This window comes from Streptomyces sp. NPDC001904, from assembly GCF_040297005.1.
GTDB lineage: Bacteria > Actinomycetota > Actinomycetes > Streptomycetales > Streptomycetaceae > Streptomyces.
Window position 1 is genome coordinate 63,749 of record NZ_JBEOYI010000027.1, and the last position, 16,119, is coordinate 79,867.

The following is a 16,119-nucleotide window of genomic DNA, read 5'->3' on the forward strand; positions in this document are numbered from 1 at the left end:
CGCAGCCAGGAGAGGCCCGCACCATGCCGGAGAACTCCGTCAACTCCCCCTCCCCGTCCCGGCGTTCCCTGCTCACCGTCGGCGGCGCCGGGCTCGCGCTCGGGGCCGCGGCGGCGGGCGGCGCCGTCGCCCTGACCCGGTCCGACGACGGCGGTGGCGACATGACGCCCGCCGCCGAGTCGGGCGGCGCCGTGCCCTTCCACGGCGCGCACCAGGCGGGCATCGCCACGGCCGTCCAGGACCGGCTGCACTTCGCCGCGTTCGACGTGAAGACGGACGACCGCGAGGAGTTCGTCCAGTTGCTGAAGGACTGGACGAAGGCCGCCGCCCTGATGACCGAGGGACGGCCGGTCGGCGACGGCGCGTACGGCGGGCTCGCCGAGGCGCCCCCGGACGACACCGGCGAGGCGCTGGGCCTCAAGCCGTCCCGGCTCACCCTGACCATCGGCTTCGGGCCCTCCCTCTTCGAGCGGTACGGGAAGAAGTTCGGGATCGCGGACCGGCGCCCCGCGGCCCTGGTCGAACTGCCGCGGTTCCCCGGCGACAACCTGGAGAAGTCCCGCAGCGACGGCGACCTGTGCGTGCAGGCCTGCGCCGACGACCCGCAGGTCGCGGTGCACGCGATCCGCAATCTGGCCCGCATCGGCTTCGGCAAGGTCGCCATCCGCTGGTCGCAGCTGGGCTTCGGCAAGACGTCCTCGACGACGCCGGACGCGCAGACCCCTCGTAACCTCATGGGCTTCAAGGACGGCACCCGCAACATCGCGGGCACCGACACGGCCCGGCTCGACCGGCACGTCTGGGTCACCGACAAGGACGCCGGCTGGATGACGAACGGCTCGTACCTCGTCGCCCGCCGCATCCGCATGAACATCGAGACGTGGGACCGCACCTCGCTACAGGAGCAGGAGGACGTCTTCGGCCGGGACAAGGGCGAGGGCGCGCCGGTCGGCAAGGCCAAGGAGCGCGACGAGCCGTTCCTGAAGGCGATGAAGCCGACGGCGCACGTGCGCCTCGCGCACCCGGACTCCAACCACGGGGCGACGATCCTGCGCCGGGGCTACTCGTTCACCGACGGCACGGACGGGCTCGGCCGGCTCGACGCGGGGCTGTTCTTCCTCGCGTACCAGAAGGACGTGCGCACGGGGTTCGTCCCCGTGCAGCGCGCGCTCTCGGCGCACGACGCGCTGAACGAGTACATCCAGCACGTGGGGTCCGCGGTGTTCGCGGTGCCGCCGGGCGTGCGGGACGCGAGTGACTGGTGGGGCCGTGGCCTCTTCGCAGCGAAGGATGTGTGAGGGATGTTCGCGAACTATCTGATCGGGCTGCGCGAGGGCCTGGAGGCCAGCCTCATCGTCTGCATCCTCGTCGCCTACCTGGTGAAGACGGACCGCAGGGACGCGCTGAAGCCGGTGTGGCTGGGCATCGGGGCCGCCGTGTTCCTGGCGCTGGCGTTCGGCGCGGGCCTGGAGTTCGGCTCGCAGGAGATGACGTTCAAGGCGCAGGAGGCGCTGGGCGGTTCACTCTCGATCGTCGCCGTGGCTCTGGTGACGTGGATGGTGTTCTGGATGCGGCGCACCGCCCGGCACCTGAAGACCGAGTTGCAGGGCAAGCTGGACTCGGCGCTGAGCATGGGCACGGCGGCGCTCGTCGTCACGGCCTTCCTCGCGGTGGGCCGCGAGGGCCTGGAGACCTCGCTCTTCGTGTGGACGGCGGTGCACGCCACCAGCGACGGCACCACGGAACCGGTGGTCGGCGCGCTGCTCGGCCTGGCCACCGCGGTGGTGCTCGGCTGGCTGTTCTACCGGGGCGCCCTCCGCATCAACCTGGCGAAGTTCTTCACGTGGACCGGCGGCATGCTCGTCGTCGTGGCCGCGGGCGTTCTCGCGTACGGCGTCCACGACCTGCAGGAGGCCGACTTCATCGGCGGCCTCAACAACCTGGCCTTCGACATCAGCTCGACGATCGCGCCCGACGGCTGGCTCGGCACCCTCCTCAAGGGCGTCTTCAACTTCCAGCCCGACCCCACAGTCCTGCAAGTCGTCGTCTGGTGCCTGTACTTGATCCCGACGATGGCGTTCTTCCTCGGTTTCACGGTCCGGCGTTCCGAGAGGGCCGGGGCAGTGGAGGCTTCCTCTTCCCGGTAGGGTTCGGCCCCGTGAAGGGGCAGGGGAGCGAAGGGTGAAGTCAACGTCATGAGCAAGGTCATGAACAGGCTCGGCAGGCCCGCCGCGACGGCGGCGACGGCGGTCGTGCTGTCCCTCACGGCGAGCGGCTGCATGACCGTGCACGGGGAGCTGGAGGTCGTCCCGACGACCACGAAGGCGCAGGCCGCGCGTGCTCTGGATGCCTTCGTGTCCGCGTACACCAAGGCCGAGCGGACCTACGACCGGGCCGACGACGCCGCGTACGTCACCGGGCCGCTCGGGGCGATCGACACGGCGAAGCTGAAGGCGGCGCGCAAGCTCAGCCCGGACGGCAACAAGAACCCCCGGCCGCTGAAGCTCACCGACGTGAAGTACACCGTCCCCAAGAAGGCGGGCTGGCCGCGCTGGTTCGTCGCGGACGCCGACAACAACCGGTTCGACGGCTACCGCTGGGTCATGGTCTTCACGCGCGACGACGTGAGCGAGCCCTGGGCGGTGTCGTATCTGATGCTGTTCCGCGACGGCAAGGTGCCGGCGTTCCAGACGGACGCCGACGGTTACGGCGAGGCGGTCGGCAACGGCTCCGCCGGGCTAGCCGTGAAGCCGTCGGCGCTCAGCCGGAAGTACGCCGACTACCTGGACCCGAAGTCGGGCGGCGGGGACGCGTTCACCAAGGGCGCGTTCACCTCGCAGTGGCTCGCCGGCCGCAAGAAGAACCTCTCGCGGCCCGGCCTCGCCACGCAGTACATCGACGAGCCGCTCACGTCCGGCGACTACGCGCCGGTCGCGCTGCGCACCGCCGACGGCGGGGCGCTCGTCTTCTTCACCACGCGGCGGTACGTGAAGCAGACCGCGTCGCCCGGAAGCGATCTGCCGTCCATGAACGTCGGGGTGAAGGCGCTCATGACGGGGGACGCGAAGCAGTCGGCGATGTACGGGTACGTGTCGAACCAGGCCGCGCTGGTCCCCGGGAAGGGCGCCGCCGATCCGGCTGTCGAGGTGCTGGCCCGGCTCGAGGGGATCACCTCGGCCGAGGGGTCCTGACCTGCGGCCCGTCCCCCGTGCGGTTCCCCTCGCTCCCGACGGGGCGCTCTACGGCCAGGCCGAGGTGAAGTCGGGCTCCGCCCCGGCGTAGCGGGCGCAGGCGTCCGTCAGGGGTTCCAGCAGGGTCAGCGGGTCCGGCAGCGGGTGCTCCGGGCCGCGGAGCCAGCGCACCGACCGGTCGCCGGGCAGCCGGGCCGGCGGGACCAGGACGTAGCTGCCGCGGCAGTGCCAGCGCAGGCCGGGGTGTTCGTCCATCGTCTCGGGGTGGCAGTCCAGCTCGCAGGGCCACCACTCGTCCTCGTCGTCCGGGGTGCCGCGGGTCGCCGTGAAGAAGAGCATGCGGTCGTCGCCGCTGAGGGCGACCGGGCCGACGTCGACGCCGGAGGAGAGCAGCCGGTCCAGGGCCTCCTGGCCGGCCTCGGTCGGGACGTCCAGGACGTCGTGGACCATGCCGGTCGCGGTGATGAAGTTGGCCAGCGGCTGGTGCCGGGCCCAGCGCTCGATCTGCGACCGGTCCGTCGTGGACTGGGTCTGCCAGGCGAAGGAGACCGGGTGCCTGCCAGGGGTCGGGCAGCCTATGCGGTTGCACGAACATCGGTAGTCCGCCGGGTACGCGGCCGGGGCCAGCGGAAGTCCGGCGCCGGCGGCCGCGAGGAGCAGCGGCTCGCGCTCGGTGTCGGCCTCGGCCTCCTGTGGGCCCCGGGCGTTCTTCAGCCACTGGGAGATCCGGCCCAGTCCGTACCGTCCGCTCCGCTCCGTGCCCATCTATCTCCTCGTCGACGCCCTCGTGCCGGCCACGGCGGCCAGTGCCGCCGACGGGTACGGGAGGAATCCCGGACCCATATCGTCCCACCATCCTGCGCCTCGGGTGGCCACAGTCCACATCCGGGGGTATCGGAGACACCGTCATGAGGTGTCATCACCGTCATTGACGGGATTCGCGGCATTTGTGGCTTTACGGTGATGCCCATGACCGCCCTGAGCGCCCTGCCCGCCCCGCTCCGCAGGGCGGCGCCGCTCGCCGGGGCCGCCGGTCTGCTGTGCGTCAGCGGTCTGGCGTTCGTCGGCCCGCCGGAGTGGGGCCGCGGTCCGCTCACCGTCGACGCCCTGCCCCGCGTGACGTACACGGCGCATCGCGGCGGCGCCCTGGAGGTGCCGGAGAACAGCATGGCGGGGCTCGCGGCGGCCTACGCGCGGGGTACCGCGCAGGTGCTCGACTTCGACACGCGGATGCTGCGCGACGGCACGCTCGTGGTGATGCACGACGGGACCCTGGACCGCACGACCGCCTCGGCGGGGCCGGTGCGCGGCCTGGACCGGCGGGGCTGGCAGGGGGTGCGGCTGCGGCCCGCCGCGGCGCTGCCGGGGCACTGGCGTCCGGAGCGGCCGCCGACGGTCGCGGAGGTGCTCGACCGGTTCGGCGGCCGCTCCGTGCTGATGCTGGAGGCCAAGGATCCCGACAGCCTCGCCCGGCTCGCGGGGCTGATCCGGGCGCGCGGCCTGACCCGCTCGGTACTGGTCAACTCCAACCGGCCGGCGGTCGCGCGCCGCGCCCACCAGCTGGGCCTGGTCGCCCAGTTGTGGCGTTCGGCGCGGCAGATGCGGACGGACCGGCCCGCGCGCTGGGCCGGTTACGTCGACGTGCTCGACATGGACTACCGGGCGCGGGACGCGGATCTGGTGCGGGCGGTCAGGTCGGGGGTGCCGCGGGTCTGGGCGCACACCGTGAACACCCCGCGGGAGCGCGACCGGGTGCTGCGGCTCGGCTGCGACGGGGTGATCTCCGACGCGCCGGGGCTGCTGGCCCGTACGCCTCAGCGGGGCGCGATGCCGTAGAGGGCGTAGTCGACGAGCGTGTCGGTGTACTCGTACGAGATCGGGCCCGTGAACTGCAGCCAGCGCTGGGCGAGGGGCGAGACCCAGAGTTCGAGGGCGATGCGCGGGTCGATCTCCGGGCGCACCTGGCCGGCCTCCTGCGCGGCGCGCACCCGGTCCACGTAGAGCTGGAGGTTCGGCATGAGGAGCTGCTCGGTGAACTTCCGGCCGACCTGTTCGTTGACCACGCCTTCCGCGGCCAGGGCGCGGGACGGGGCCTCGAAGCGGGGGTCCTGGAGCTGGTCGACGGTGAGCCGCAGCACCAGTTTGAGGTCGGCGGCGAGGTCGCCGGTGTCCGGGATGGCGTACGCGTCCTGCCCGCCGGCGTCGCGGGCGGCCTGCTCGCCGAGGTCGAGGAAGGCCTCCAGCAGGACCTCGGCCTTCGATCCCCACCAGCGGTAGATCGTCTGCTTGCCGACGCCGGCCCGGGCGGCGATGCCCTCGATGGTGGTCCGGGGGTAGCCGATCTCGCCGACGAGGGAGAGGGCCGCGTCGTAGATGGCGTGGCGGGAGCGTTCGCTGCGGCGCGCGGAGTCGGGGGGCGTCTTCTTGTCCGAGGACGTCTGTGTGGCTGCCATGCTTCGAATGTAGCAGCGAGCGAACCGAGACGTACCGTCTCGTGATCCGTCGACAAGACGCCGTGGCGCAGAAGCGGGAGTTGCTGCGCAGGCTCCAGGAGAGGCGCGGCGGACACGACGCGTCATGACCCGGACGTACCGCCGCGAACCACCCGTTCGGTTCACAGCCCGGAGGGCTCCTCCGGCCGCACCATGGGCGTCAACAGCCCTGCGGTCGTGAGGAGCCCTCATTGCGTAATCCGCGTATCGCCGACCGGCACGCCACACCCCGGCGCTATCTGATGTGCCCACCGGCGCACTTCCAGGTCACGTACTCGATCAACCCGTGGATGGACCCGGCGAAACCCGTCGACGTCCGGCTCGCCGTCGCGCAGTGGGAGGACCTGCGCGACCGCTACCGCGCGCTCGGCCACACCGTCGACGTGCTCGACCCGCGGCCCGGCCTGCCCGACATGGTGTTCGCCGCGAACGGGGCGACGGTCGTCGACGGGCGGGTGCTCGGGGCGCGGTTCGCCCACCCCGAGCGGGAGTTGGAGGCCGTCGCGCACCTGGAGTGGTTCCGCGGCCGGGGGTACGCGCAGGTGCACGAGCCGGTGCACGTCAACGAGGGCGAGGGGGACTTCGCCGTCACCGCCTCGTATCTGCTCGCGGGGCGCGGGTTCCGGGCGTCGCCGTTGTCGCACGGGGAGGCGCAGGAGGTGTTCGGGCGGCCGGTGATCGGGCTCGATCTCGTCGATCCGCGCTTCTACCACCTCGATACGGCGCTGGCCGTGCTGGACGACGCCGCGGACGAGGTCATGTACTACCCCGGCGCGTTCTCGGCCGGGAGCCGGGCCGTGCTGCGGCGGATGTTCCCCGAGGCGCTGGTCGTGGACGAGGCCGATGCCGTGGCCTTCGGCCTGAACGCGGTGTCGGACGGCCTGCACGTGCTGCTGCCGCAGGCCGCCGTCGGGTTGTTCGAGCCGCTTCGGGAGCGCGGGTTCGTTCCGGTGGGGATGGATCTCGGGGAGTTGCTGAAGGGGGGCGGGAGCGTGAAGTGCTGCACGCTCGAGCTGAGGGGGTTGTAGCCCGGCTGCGGGCCGGTGACCGCTTCTCGCGCCGTTGAGATGGCGCACGCAGTGCGCCATCTCAGGGGCGCGGGGAACGGCGCGAGAAGCCCCACCGGCCTTCGGACGACAACGCGCCCCTCAGTCCCCGGCACCCCACGCATCCCCCCACCCGGCATCCCGCGCCTCCCGGTAAAGGGCCCCGTGCTTCTTGGTGACCGTGGCCCGCGCCAGCGCCCCCCGCACCTCGCAGAGGTCGAGCAGCACCTGCCCCTTGCGGATCTGGGGCTTGCGGACGATGCGGGCCGGGGCCGGCTCCGGGTCGAAGCGGGTCGCCGCGACGTACGCGAACTTCTCGTCCTCGTACGCGAGCGACCCGCCCTTGACCTGACGATGCAGCGAGGAACGGCTGACCCGCGCCGAGAAGTGGCACCAGTCGGTGCCCGGCACGATCGGGCAGGCCGCGCTGTGCGGACACGGCGCGGCGACGCGGAAACCGGCCGCGATCAGCCGGTCGCGGGCCTCGATGACGCGGGTGTAGCCGTCCGGCGTGCCGGGTTCGATGATGACGACGGCGTCGGTGGCGGTCCGCGCGGCGGTGTCGACGACGGCGGCGCGATCGGCCTCCGTCAGCTCCTTGAGGACGTACGAGACGGTGACCAGAGCCGCGCCGGCCGGGGCGGACGAAGCACCGATGCGGGCCCGTTCCCAGGTCACCGAGGACGCCAGCGCCGGCTCGGCGGCAGCCAGTTCGCGGCCGAGCGCGAGCGCGGGCTCGGACCAGTCGAGGACGGTCGTCGGGCGCTCCCCCGGCCAGACGTCCTGCGCCGCCCACACGGCGGCGCCGGTCCCGCCGCCGATGTCGAGGTGCCCGGCGGGCGTCCAGCCGGGGGCCGCTTCGGCGAGGGCGTCGAGCGAGGCGCGGACCGCCTCGAAGGTGGCGGGCATCCGGTACGCCGCGTACGCCGCGACGTCCGCGCGGTCGCGCAGGATCGGGGCGTCGGTGGGGGTGGTGCCCCGGTAGTTCGCGATGAGCCGGTCCACGGCACGGGTCGCCTGGCTCGGCGGGAGCCCTTCCAGGAGGGTGGCGAGGGCGGCGCGGAGGGTGTCGTCGGTGGGGGCGTTCACCCGGCGATTTTACGGGGCGTCGCCGGGTGCGGGTCCGTCGTGGCTGGTCGCGCAGTTCCCCGCGCCCCTGGGTCGTTCTTCGGGTGCGGGCCGGTGGCCGCTTCTCGCGCAGTTCCCCGCGCCCCTGGAGCGAGCTTCGCTCGCCCAAGGGAAGGTGCACCCGACGGGGCAGGCTAGGCGCCGTACGGGCCCAGGGGGACCACGGCTCGGGCAAGGCGGGTGGCGGCCCGCGCCCGGGGGCCGTTGTCGGCGGAGCGCCGTCGCGGGTGGACGGTGTTGGCGAGCAGCACCAGGAAGGTGTCGGTGACCGGGTCGAGGACCAGGGACGTGCCGGTGAAGCCGGTGTGCCCGGCGGCGCCCCGCCCGGCCAGCTCCCCCATGAACCAGGGCTGGTCGACCCGGAACCCGAGCCCGGGCGCGCGCAGCATCAGGTCGACGAAGTCGGGCCCGAGGATGCGGGCGGTGCCGTACGAGCCGCCGTTGAGGAGGGTGCGGCACAGGACCGCGAGGTCGTGGGCCGTGGAGAACAGACCCGCGTGGCCGGCGACGCCCCCGAGCGCCCAGGCGTTCTCGTCGTGCACCTTGCCGCGCAACGGTCCCCGGTCGGCCTTGGCCCAGGGCCGGCGCTGGTCCTCGGTGGCGGCGGCCTCGCGGCGCGGTCCGAACGAGGTGGCGGCCATGCCGAGGGGGCGGGTGATGCCCTCGTGGACCAGGACGTCCAGGGGTCGCCCGGTGAGGCGCTCCAGGAGGTGCTGGAGCAGCAGCATGTTGAGGTCGGAGTAGCGGTAGTGGCCGGGTTTCGACGAGGGGAACTCGGCGCGCAGGGCGGCGAGCCGGGCGGGCCGGTTCCGGGCCGCGTACAGCGGGAGTTCGGGACGCAGCCCCGAGGTGTGCGTGAGGAGCTGGCGGACGGTGAGGGCGTAGCGGGCTGCGCCGGTGAAGTCGGGGAGGTAGGCACCGACCTGCGCGTCGATGCCGAGGGTGCCGCGCTCGATCTGCTGCACGGTGGCGATCGAGGTGAACAGCTTGGTGAGCGAGGCCAGGTCGAAGACGGTGTCGAGGGTCATGGGGACGCGGGCGTCCGGCGGGAGTTCGACACCGCTGTCGGTGTCCTCGTCGTACGCGGAGTAGCGCACGGCCCAGCCGCTGACGGCCTCGGCGGCGATCACCGGGCCGCGTCCGGCGAGCAGCACGACGCCCGCGCACCAGGGCCGGGCGCCTTCGGGGAGCCGGCGCACCTCGCGGACGAGGGCGGCGAGCTGGAGCGGGTCGAGACCGGCCCGCTCGGGGGTGCCGTGCCGCAGTCTTGGGGAGCTCAGACCTCCCTCACCTCCTCCGTGCGCCGCCACGGGCGGCACAGCACCACGAACGCGAGCGCCGCCGCGAGTCCGGCGGCGAGCTGGACCAGCGCCATCGGTACGGCCGTCAGCGCGCCGTCGGCGCCGGTGATGCCGACCAGCGGGGACGCCACCGCGCCGATGAGGAAGGAGGAGGTGCCGAGCAGCGCGGAGGCCGAGCCCGCGGCGTGCGGGGTGCGCATCAGCGCGAGGGCGTTGGTGTTCGGCGTGGTCAGGGCCATCGACGCCATGAGGACGAACAGGCCGCTCGCGATGGGGACCAGGCCCAGTTCCTTCGGGGCGCCGAAGGTGCCGGTGGCGACCAGGAGGAGGAAGACGGACGCGGCGATGATCAGGGCGATGCCGATGCCGAGGACCTTGTCGAGGTTGACGCGGCCGACGAGGATCTTGCCGTTGATCTGCCCCATCACGATCAGCCCGACCGAGTTCAGTCCGAACAGGAGGCTGTAGGTCTGCGGCGACGCTCCGTAGAGGTCCTGGAGGACGAACGGGGACGCCGAGATGTACGCGAACAGCGCGGCGAACGCGAAGCCGCCCGCGATCATGTACCCGGCGAAGACGCGGTCCGCGAGCAGGGCCCGCATGGTGCGCAGCGCCGTGCCGACGCCGCCGCCGTGCCGACGCTCCGGTTCCAGGGTCTCGGGCAGGACCTTCCAGACCAGGGCGGTGAGCGCGAGGCCGATGCCGGTGAGGACGACGAAGACGCCGCGCCAGTCGGTGAAGCGCAGGATCTGCCCGCCGATGAGGGGTGCGACGACCGGGGCGACGCCGGAGATCAGCATCAGGGTGGAGAAGAAGCGGGCCATCGCGATGCCGTCGTAGCGGTCGCGGACGACGGCGCGGGCGATCACGATGCCGGCCGATCCCGCGAGGCCCTGGAGCAGCCGGAAGGCGACGAGCAGGGCGGCGTTCGGCGCGATCGCGCAGACCGCGGTGGCGGCGACGTACACGAGCAGGCCGACGAGCAGCGGCCGGCGCCGTCCCCACTTGTCGCTCATCGGGCCGACCACGAGCTGGCCGAGCGCCATGCCGGTCAGGCAGGCGGTGAGGGTCAGCTGGGCGGTGGTGGTGGAGGTGTGCAGGGAGCCGGTGACCTCGGGCAGCGCCGGGAGGTACATGTCCATGGACAGCGGGGGCACGGCGGTCAGGCCGCCGAGCACCAGGGTGACCAGGAGTCCGGTGGAGACGGCCGCGCGGGGTGCGGCGATCGGGCGTGCGGACGCCTCCGTCGTTTTCGCTTCCACCGCCTGCCGCACCGCTCTGTCCGCCCTGTCCGTCATCCTGGCTCCCTCCCGGCCGTACGTACGATTACCTATGCTCTCAGCTCGGCGGACTGGTCGAGACCAAACTGAGGTGGACAGCGATGACTGGCGAACGCGTGCGGTGGGGCATCCTGGCGACGGGCGGTATCGCCGCGTCGTTCACGGCGGACCTGCTCGATCTGCCGGACGCCGAGGTGGTGGCGGTGGGTTCCCGCTCGGACGCGTCGGCCAAGGCGTTCGCGGAGCGGTTCGGCATCCCGCGGGCGTACGGCGACTGGGCCTCGCTCGCCGCGGATCCCGAGGTCGACGTGGTGTACGTGGCGACGCCGCACTCCGCGCACCGGCAGGCCGCCGGGCTCTGTCTGGAGGCGGGCAAGCCGGTGCTGTGCGAGAAGGCGTTCGCGCTGAACGCGCGGGAGGCGGAGGAACTGGTCTCGCTGGCGCGCTCCCGCGGGCTGTTCCTGATGGAGGCCATGTGGATGTACTGCCATCCGCTCGTCCGGCGGCTGAAGGCGCTTGTCGACGGCGGGGCGATCGGTGACGTACGCACCGTGCAGGCCGACTTCGGGCTCGCCGGTCCCTTCCCGCCCGCGCACCGGCTGCGGGATCCCGCGCAGGGCGGGGGCGCGCTGCTCGATCTCGGGGTGTACCCGGTGTCGTTCGCGCAGCTGCTGCTCGGTGAGCCGGAGGAGGTCGCCGCGTCGGCGCAGCTGTCGGACGAGGGCGTCGACCTTCAGACCGGGATGCTGCTGTCGTGGGCGAACGGGGCGCGGGCGCTGCTGCACTGCGCCATCAACGCCGGTACGGGCGTCACGGCGTCGGTGACCGGGTCCGCCGGGCGGATCGATGTGCCGGGCGGCTTCTTCCACCCGGAGCGGTTCGTGCTGCACCGGGACGGGCGGGAGCCCGAGGAGTTCACGGCGGTGCCGGAGGACGGGCCGCGTGATTCGCTCCGGCACGAGGCGTTGGAGGTCATGGGGCGGTTGCGGGCCGGGGACACCGAGTCGCCGTTGGTGCCGCTCGACGGGACCTTGGCCGTGATGCGGACGCTGGACCGGGTGCGGGCGGCTGTCGGCGTGCGGTACCCCGGGGAGCTGTAGGGCTCTCGTCGCCGGGTGCCGGCCGGTGGGGCTTCTCGCGCAGTCCCCCGCGCCCCTGGAACGAGCTCCGCTCGTCCAGGGGCGCGGTTCCCACCGGGTTCAGGCTTGGTGCAGGCCCTGGTTGCCCACCTCGGTGACGAACGACGCCGCCGTGGTGAGCGGGGCTCCCGGGGTCGTCACCGCCGAGACCGTCTTGAAGTCGGCGCGGGCCTCGGAAGTGCCCAGCTCCACGGTGACGTAACCGCGTTGGCCGTTGTAGTGCTTCATGTGCGGGTTGCGGGCGAGGTAGGCCTCCCAGTTGGACGGCTTCGCGGAGCCGTCCTTCCCGCTGGTGATCGAGGTCGTGACGATCTCGGTGCCGAGGGTCGCGGAGTCCGGGTCGTCGAAGTCCTGCTTGATGTCCAGGCCGTACGAGACGTGCACGTCGCCGGTGAGGACCATGAGGTTCTCGACGCGGGCGGAGCGGGCGCCCTGGAGGACGCGCTCGCGGGAGGCGGGGTAGCCGTCCCAGGAGTCCATGGAGAGGGTGTCGGTGCCGTCGGGGTTGTTGCGGCGGCCGAAGGTGACCTGCTGCGGGACGACGTTCCACAGGGCCTTCGAGCGGCGCCAGCCGTCGATGAGCCAGCGCTCCTGGGTGAAGCCGGGCAGCGTCTGCGAGGCGGCCTCGGACTCGGGCGTCGGGGACTTCCAGCCGTCGCCGTTGGCCTGGTTGGTGCGGTACTGGCGGGTGTCCAGGATGTCGAACTGGGCGAGCCGGCCCCACTGCAGACGGCGGTAGAGCTGGGCGTCGGGGCCGTGCGGCAGCTGGGGGCGGCGCAGCGGCTGGTTCTCCCAGTAGGCGCGGTACGCGGAGGCGCGGCGCAGCAGGAACTCGGCCGGCGGGTCGTCGTTCTCGGAGGTGTCGTCGGCGTAGTTGTTCTCGGTCTCGTGGTCGTCCCAGGTGACGACGAACGGGTGCGCGGCGTGCGCGGCCACCAGGTCCGGGTCGGACTTGTAGAGGGCGTAGCGCAGCCGGTAGTCGTCGAGGGTGACGGTCTCGCGGTTGAAGACGGCGGGCAGCACGCGGTCGGTGTACTTGCGGGCGCCGCCGACGGACGTGACCGCGTACTCGTAGAGGTAGTCGCCGAGGTGGAGGACCACGTCGACGTCGTCCTCGGCGAGGTGCTTGTACGCCGTGAAGTAGCCGTCGTGGTACGCCTGGCAGGAGACGGCGGCGAGGGTGAGCGCGGGCAGGTGGCGGGCGGAGGGTGCGGGCGCGGTGCGGGTGCGGCCGGTGCCGCTGACCCAGGATCCGGCGCGGAAGCGGTAGAAGTAGACCCGGCCGGCGTCGAGGTGGTCGACCTCGACGTGCACGGAGTGGTTGAACTCCGGGTGCGCGGTGACTCTGCCGCGCCGGACGGTCCGTTCGAAGCGTTCGTCGAGGGCCAGCTCCCAGCTCACCTCGACGCGCTGCGCGGGCAGTCCGCCGCCCACCTCGAAGGGGGCCGGGGCGAGACGGGTCCACAGCAGCACGGAGCCGGGCAGCGGGTCGCCGGAGGCGACACCGAGCGTGAACGGGTCGCTGGTGATCTTCGCACCGTCCAGTTCGGCGGCGGCCGCCGTGCCCGCGGTGGGCAGGTTCGTCGCGAAGGCCAGCGCGGCGGCCGCGCCGGTGACGGTGAGGAAGCGACGGCGTCCCAAGTGCTGGGCCGCTGCGCGGAGTTCGGGTGCGTGTGACATGGAGCCCCTCCCCTGACTGCTGCTGTCGTGTGGCATCAGGGGAATTGCAGTGGCCCGGGACGACGCCAGCCTGTCGCGTACACAACAGCCACATGGCGGATCGGTGATCTCCGGATGGCACCCCGCCCGTAACCTGCGCCCATGGACGTTTCGCACACTGCACCGGCATCGCCGTCGACGAGGACCGCCGTGGTCACCGGCGCGGGTTCCGGCATCGGCCGGGCCGTCGCCCTGGAGCTGCTGCGCTCCGGCTGGCGCGTGGCCCTCGCGGGCCGCCGGCCCGGCCCGCTGGAGGAGACGGCGGGGCTCGCCCCCGGCACGGACGCGCTCGCCGTCCCCGCCGACGTCTCCCGCCCCGACGACGTGACGGCCCTGTTCGCCGCCGTGCGCGACCGGTTCGGACGGCTCGACCTGCTCTTCAACAACGCGGGGACGTTCGGGCCCGGCGGCGTCCCGGTCGAGGAGCTGTCCTACGAGGACTGGCGGCAGGTCGTCGACGTGAACCTGGGCGGGGCGTTCCTGTGCGCGCAGGCGGCGTTCCGGCTGATGAAGGAGCAGGATCCGCAGGGCGGCCGGATCATCAACAACGGCTCGATCTCCGCACACACGCCGCGGCCGCACTCGGTCGCGTACACCGCCACCAAGCACGCCGTGACGGGCCTGACCAAGTCCCTCTCCCTCGACGGGCGTCCGTACCGGATCGCCTGCGGGCAGATCGACATCGGCAACGCGGCCACCGACATGACCGAGCGGATGCGCAGCGGAATTCTTCAGGCCAACGGGGAGCTGGCCGTCGAGCCGGTCATGGACGCCGGCGATGTGGCGCGGACCGTGCGGCACATGGCCGAGTTGCCGCTGGAGGCCAACGTCCAGTTCGCGACGGTGCTCGCCACGAACATGCCTTACGTGGGGCGGGGCTGAATCGGGGGGTTCCCCGCGCTCCTGAGGCATGCGCTCCGCGCAGCCTCCCCCAGCCGGGCGACAATGGCCCCATGACGACACCGCTGCGCTACACGGCCTTCGCCACCACCCCCGCCGGAGGGAATCCGGCGGGGATCGTTCTCGACGCCTCCGCGCTGGACGACGACACCATGCTGAAGATCGCCGCCGATCTGGGCTACAGCGAGTCGGCGTTCGTGACCCCGGACCCGGGCGGAGGCGAGCGGAGCTACCGCCTGCGTTACTTCAGCCCCAAGGCCGAGGTCCCCTTCTGCGGTCACGCCACCGTGGCGACGGCCGTGGCCCTGGCGGAGCGCCACGGCACCGGCGACTACCTGTTCCACACCCCGGCCGGCGAGGTCCCGGTCACCGTCGAAGGCACCCCCGACGGCCCCCTGCGCGCGACCCTGACCAGCGTCGCCCCGCACATCGAGGACGTACGGGACGAGGACCTCGCGGAGGCGCTGGCCGCGCTCGACTGGGCGGCGGCCGAGCTCGACCCGGCGTTCCCGCCGAGGATCGCCTACGCGGGCGCCCGGCACCTGGTCCTGGCGGCGGGCAGCCGGGAGCGCCTGGCCGATCTGGCGTACGACTTCGACCGGCTGACCGCGCTGATGCAGCGCCTGGACCTGACCACCGTCCAGCTCGTCTGGCGGGAGGGCGAGTCCACCTTCCACGTCCGCGACCCGTTCCCGGTGGGCGGGGTCGTCGAGGACCCGGCGACGGGCGCGGCGGCCGCGGCGTTCGGCGCGTACCTGCGCGCCCTCGGCTTCGTCCCGGCCGAGTCCGTCCTCACCCTGCACCAGGGCGCCGACATGGGCCGCCCCGGCGAGCTGACGGTGACGCTGCGGGAGGGCGACGAGCGGGTGCGGGTGAGCGGGACGGCGGTGCCGATCGCGTAGCCGCGGCGGGGCCGCGCCGATTCACGTACGCCCGAGAACGGTCTCGATCTGCGCCAGCTCCCCGGTCGACAGCGGCCCGTGCGCCAGCGCCCCGGCGTTCTCCTCGGCCTGGGCCACCGTGCGGAACCCGGGGATGGGCACGGTGCGCGGGCTGCGCGCCCACAGCCAGGCCAGCGCGCCCTGGGCCGGGGTGCGGCCCCCGCTGGTGAGCACCGAGCGCAGGGCGTCGACGCGGGCGGTCCAGTCCGGGTCGGCGCCGCCCGAGCCGAAGCCGGGGAGCCAGGCGGGCGGGTCGCTGCGGATGTCGCCGGGGGCGAGCGTGCGCCCGGGGCCGTGGCCGCCGCCGAGCAGGCCCATGGCAAGCGGGCTGCGGTTGACGCTCGCCAGGCCCAACTCGTCGCAGAGGGCGAGGAGTTCGGGGGCGTCCTGGAGGACGTTGCAGCGGTGCTGCACGGCGGCGCAGTGCGCGCCCTCGGCGAAGACCCGGGCGCGGGCGGGGTCGTCGGTGCTCCAGGCGTAGGTGCGGACGAGACCCTCGCGGACGAACTCCTCGCAGGCGTCGCGGAGCCGGGCGGCGCGCTCCGGGGCGGCGTCCGCGATGTGCAGCTGGTACAGGTCGACGCGGTCCGTGCCGAGCCGGGCCAGGGAGGCCGTCAGGGCGCGGCGGGCGTGTTCCGGGGAGTCGTCGCTGCCGGTGAGGGTCCTGGTCCGCTCCTCGAAGACGTTGCCCCACTTGGTGGCGATGACCACGTCGTCGCGGTGCTTGCCGAGGGCGCGCGCCAGGACGCGCTCGCTGTGTCCGGTGCCGTAGGCGTCGGCGGTGTCGAAGAAGGTGACGCCGAGGTCGAGGGCGCGCCTCACGGCCCGCACCGACTCCTCGTCGTCGACCCTGCCCCAGCCGAGCGGCCGCCCGTCCGGGTCCTGCCACTCGCCGCCGATCGCCCAGCAGCCGAAGCCGAGCGCGCTGACCTCGATGCCGCTTCCGCCCAGTGTCCTGGTGAAGGTGTCCATGCGGGGGACG

At 73.0% G+C, this 16,119-nt stretch carries 15 protein-coding genes; 8 read left to right on the forward strand and 7 right to left on the reverse strand.

What is annotated here, in order from left to right:
• Nucleotides 1-23 precede the first annotated feature (23 nt).
• From efeB to ABT127_RS32165, 3 genes are read left to right on the forward strand one after another with little or no spacing between them, the layout of a single operon-like run.
• Entirely contained in the window at nucleotides 24-1,298 is a 1,275-nt protein-coding gene (efeB, locus tag ABT127_RS32155) for an iron uptake transporter deferrochelatase/peroxidase subunit (protein ID WP_351457771.1), read from the forward strand.
• 3 nt (nucleotides 1,299-1,301) lie between these two features.
• A complete protein-coding gene (gene efeU / locus ABT127_RS32160; protein WP_351457774.1) occupies nucleotides 1,302-2,147 on the forward strand; it encodes an iron uptake transporter permease EfeU in 846 nt (281 codons plus the stop codon).
• A gap of 48 nt (nucleotides 2,148-2,195) precedes the next feature.
• Nucleotides 2,196-3,191 carry an SCO2278 family lipoprotein gene (locus ABT127_RS32165; protein WP_351457776.1) on the forward strand — a complete coding sequence of 332 codons (996 nt, stop codon included), beginning with the start codon at nucleotides 2,196-2,198 and terminating at the stop codon, nucleotides 3,189-3,191.
• Nucleotides 3,192-3,239: 48 nt separating this feature from the next.
• Here the strand turns inward: ABT127_RS32165 and ABT127_RS32170 are convergent, their stop codons facing one another.
• A complete protein-coding gene (locus ABT127_RS32170) occupies nucleotides 3,240-3,956 on the reverse strand; it encodes a bifunctional DNA primase/polymerase (protein ID WP_351457779.1) in 717 nt (238 codons plus the stop codon).
• A 204-nt stretch (nucleotides 3,957-4,160) separates the two neighbouring features.
• Here ABT127_RS32170 and ABT127_RS32175 point away from each other — a divergent pair, with 204 nt between their 5' ends.
• Entirely contained in the window at nucleotides 4,161-5,027 is an 867-nt protein-coding gene (locus ABT127_RS32175) for a glycerophosphodiester phosphodiesterase (RefSeq protein ID WP_351457781.1), read from the forward strand.
• Here the strand turns inward: ABT127_RS32175 and ABT127_RS32180 are convergent.
• Nucleotides 5,006-5,644, reverse strand: coding sequence for a TetR/AcrR family transcriptional regulator (locus ABT127_RS32180; protein WP_351457784.1), 639 nt, complete (start codon nucleotides 5,642-5,644; stop codon nucleotides 5,006-5,008). The two genes, ABT127_RS32175 and ABT127_RS32180, sit on opposite strands and share 22 nt — an antisense overlap.
• 230 nt (nucleotides 5,645-5,874) lie before the next feature.
• Between ABT127_RS32180 and ddaH the strand changes: the two genes are divergently transcribed.
• On the forward strand, nucleotides 5,875-6,711 hold the full coding sequence (gene ddaH / locus ABT127_RS32185) for a dimethylargininase (RefSeq protein WP_351457787.1): 837 nt from the start codon (nucleotides 5,875-5,877) through the stop codon (nucleotides 6,709-6,711).
• A gap of 120 nt (nucleotides 6,712-6,831) precedes the next feature.
• Here the strand turns inward: ddaH and ABT127_RS32190 are convergent, their stop codons facing one another.
• The 3 genes from ABT127_RS32190 to ABT127_RS32200 form a co-directional block, all read right to left on the reverse strand.
• On the reverse strand, nucleotides 6,832-7,818 hold the full coding sequence (locus ABT127_RS32190) for a small ribosomal subunit Rsm22 family protein (protein ID WP_351457790.1): 987 nt from the start codon (nucleotides 7,816-7,818) through the stop codon (nucleotides 6,832-6,834).
• Nucleotides 7,819-7,991: 173 nt separating this feature from the next.
• Nucleotides 7,992-9,167 carry a serine hydrolase domain-containing protein gene (locus ABT127_RS32195; RefSeq protein WP_351457793.1) on the reverse strand — a complete coding sequence of 392 codons (1,176 nt, stop codon included), beginning with the start codon at nucleotides 9,165-9,167 and terminating at the stop codon, nucleotides 7,992-7,994.
• A complete protein-coding gene (locus tag ABT127_RS32200) occupies nucleotides 9,134-10,456 on the reverse strand; it encodes a multidrug effflux MFS transporter (RefSeq protein WP_351457796.1) in 1,323 nt (440 codons plus the stop codon). Before ABT127_RS32200 ends, ABT127_RS32195 begins: the two co-directional genes overlap by 34 nt.
• An 83-nt stretch (nucleotides 10,457-10,539) precedes the next feature.
• On the opposite strand from ABT127_RS32200, the gene ABT127_RS32205 reads away from it, so the two are divergent.
• A complete protein-coding gene (locus ABT127_RS32205; RefSeq protein WP_351457799.1) occupies nucleotides 10,540-11,538 on the forward strand; it encodes a Gfo/Idh/MocA family protein in 999 nt (332 codons plus the stop codon).
• A 99-nt stretch (nucleotides 11,539-11,637) separates the two neighbouring features.
• On the opposite strand, the gene ABT127_RS32210 is transcribed toward ABT127_RS32205, so the two are convergent.
• Nucleotides 11,638-13,257 carry an alkaline phosphatase D family protein gene (locus ABT127_RS32210; protein ID WP_351457801.1) on the reverse strand — a complete coding sequence of 540 codons (1,620 nt, stop codon included), beginning with the start codon at nucleotides 13,255-13,257 and terminating at the stop codon, nucleotides 11,638-11,640.
• A 141-nt stretch (nucleotides 13,258-13,398) separates the two neighbouring features.
• On the opposite strand from ABT127_RS32210, the gene ABT127_RS32215 reads away from it, so the two are divergent.
• Both ABT127_RS32215 and ABT127_RS32220 read left to right on the forward strand, forming a co-directional pair.
• Nucleotides 13,399-14,178, forward strand: coding sequence for an SDR family oxidoreductase (locus ABT127_RS32215; protein WP_351457804.1), 780 nt, complete (start codon nucleotides 13,399-13,401; stop codon nucleotides 14,176-14,178).
• A 71-nt stretch (nucleotides 14,179-14,249) separates the two neighbouring features.
• Nucleotides 14,250-15,098, forward strand: a complete 849-nt coding sequence (locus ABT127_RS32220) for a PhzF family phenazine biosynthesis protein (protein ID WP_351457806.1) — start codon at nucleotides 14,250-14,252, stop codon at nucleotides 15,096-15,098.
• A gap of 21 nt (nucleotides 15,099-15,119) precedes the next feature.
• On the opposite strand, the gene ABT127_RS32225 is transcribed toward ABT127_RS32220, so the two are convergent.
• Entirely contained in the window at nucleotides 15,120-16,109 is a 990-nt protein-coding gene (locus ABT127_RS32225) for an aldo/keto reductase (protein WP_351457809.1), read from the reverse strand.
• Nucleotides 16,110-16,119: the final 10 nt, after the last annotated feature.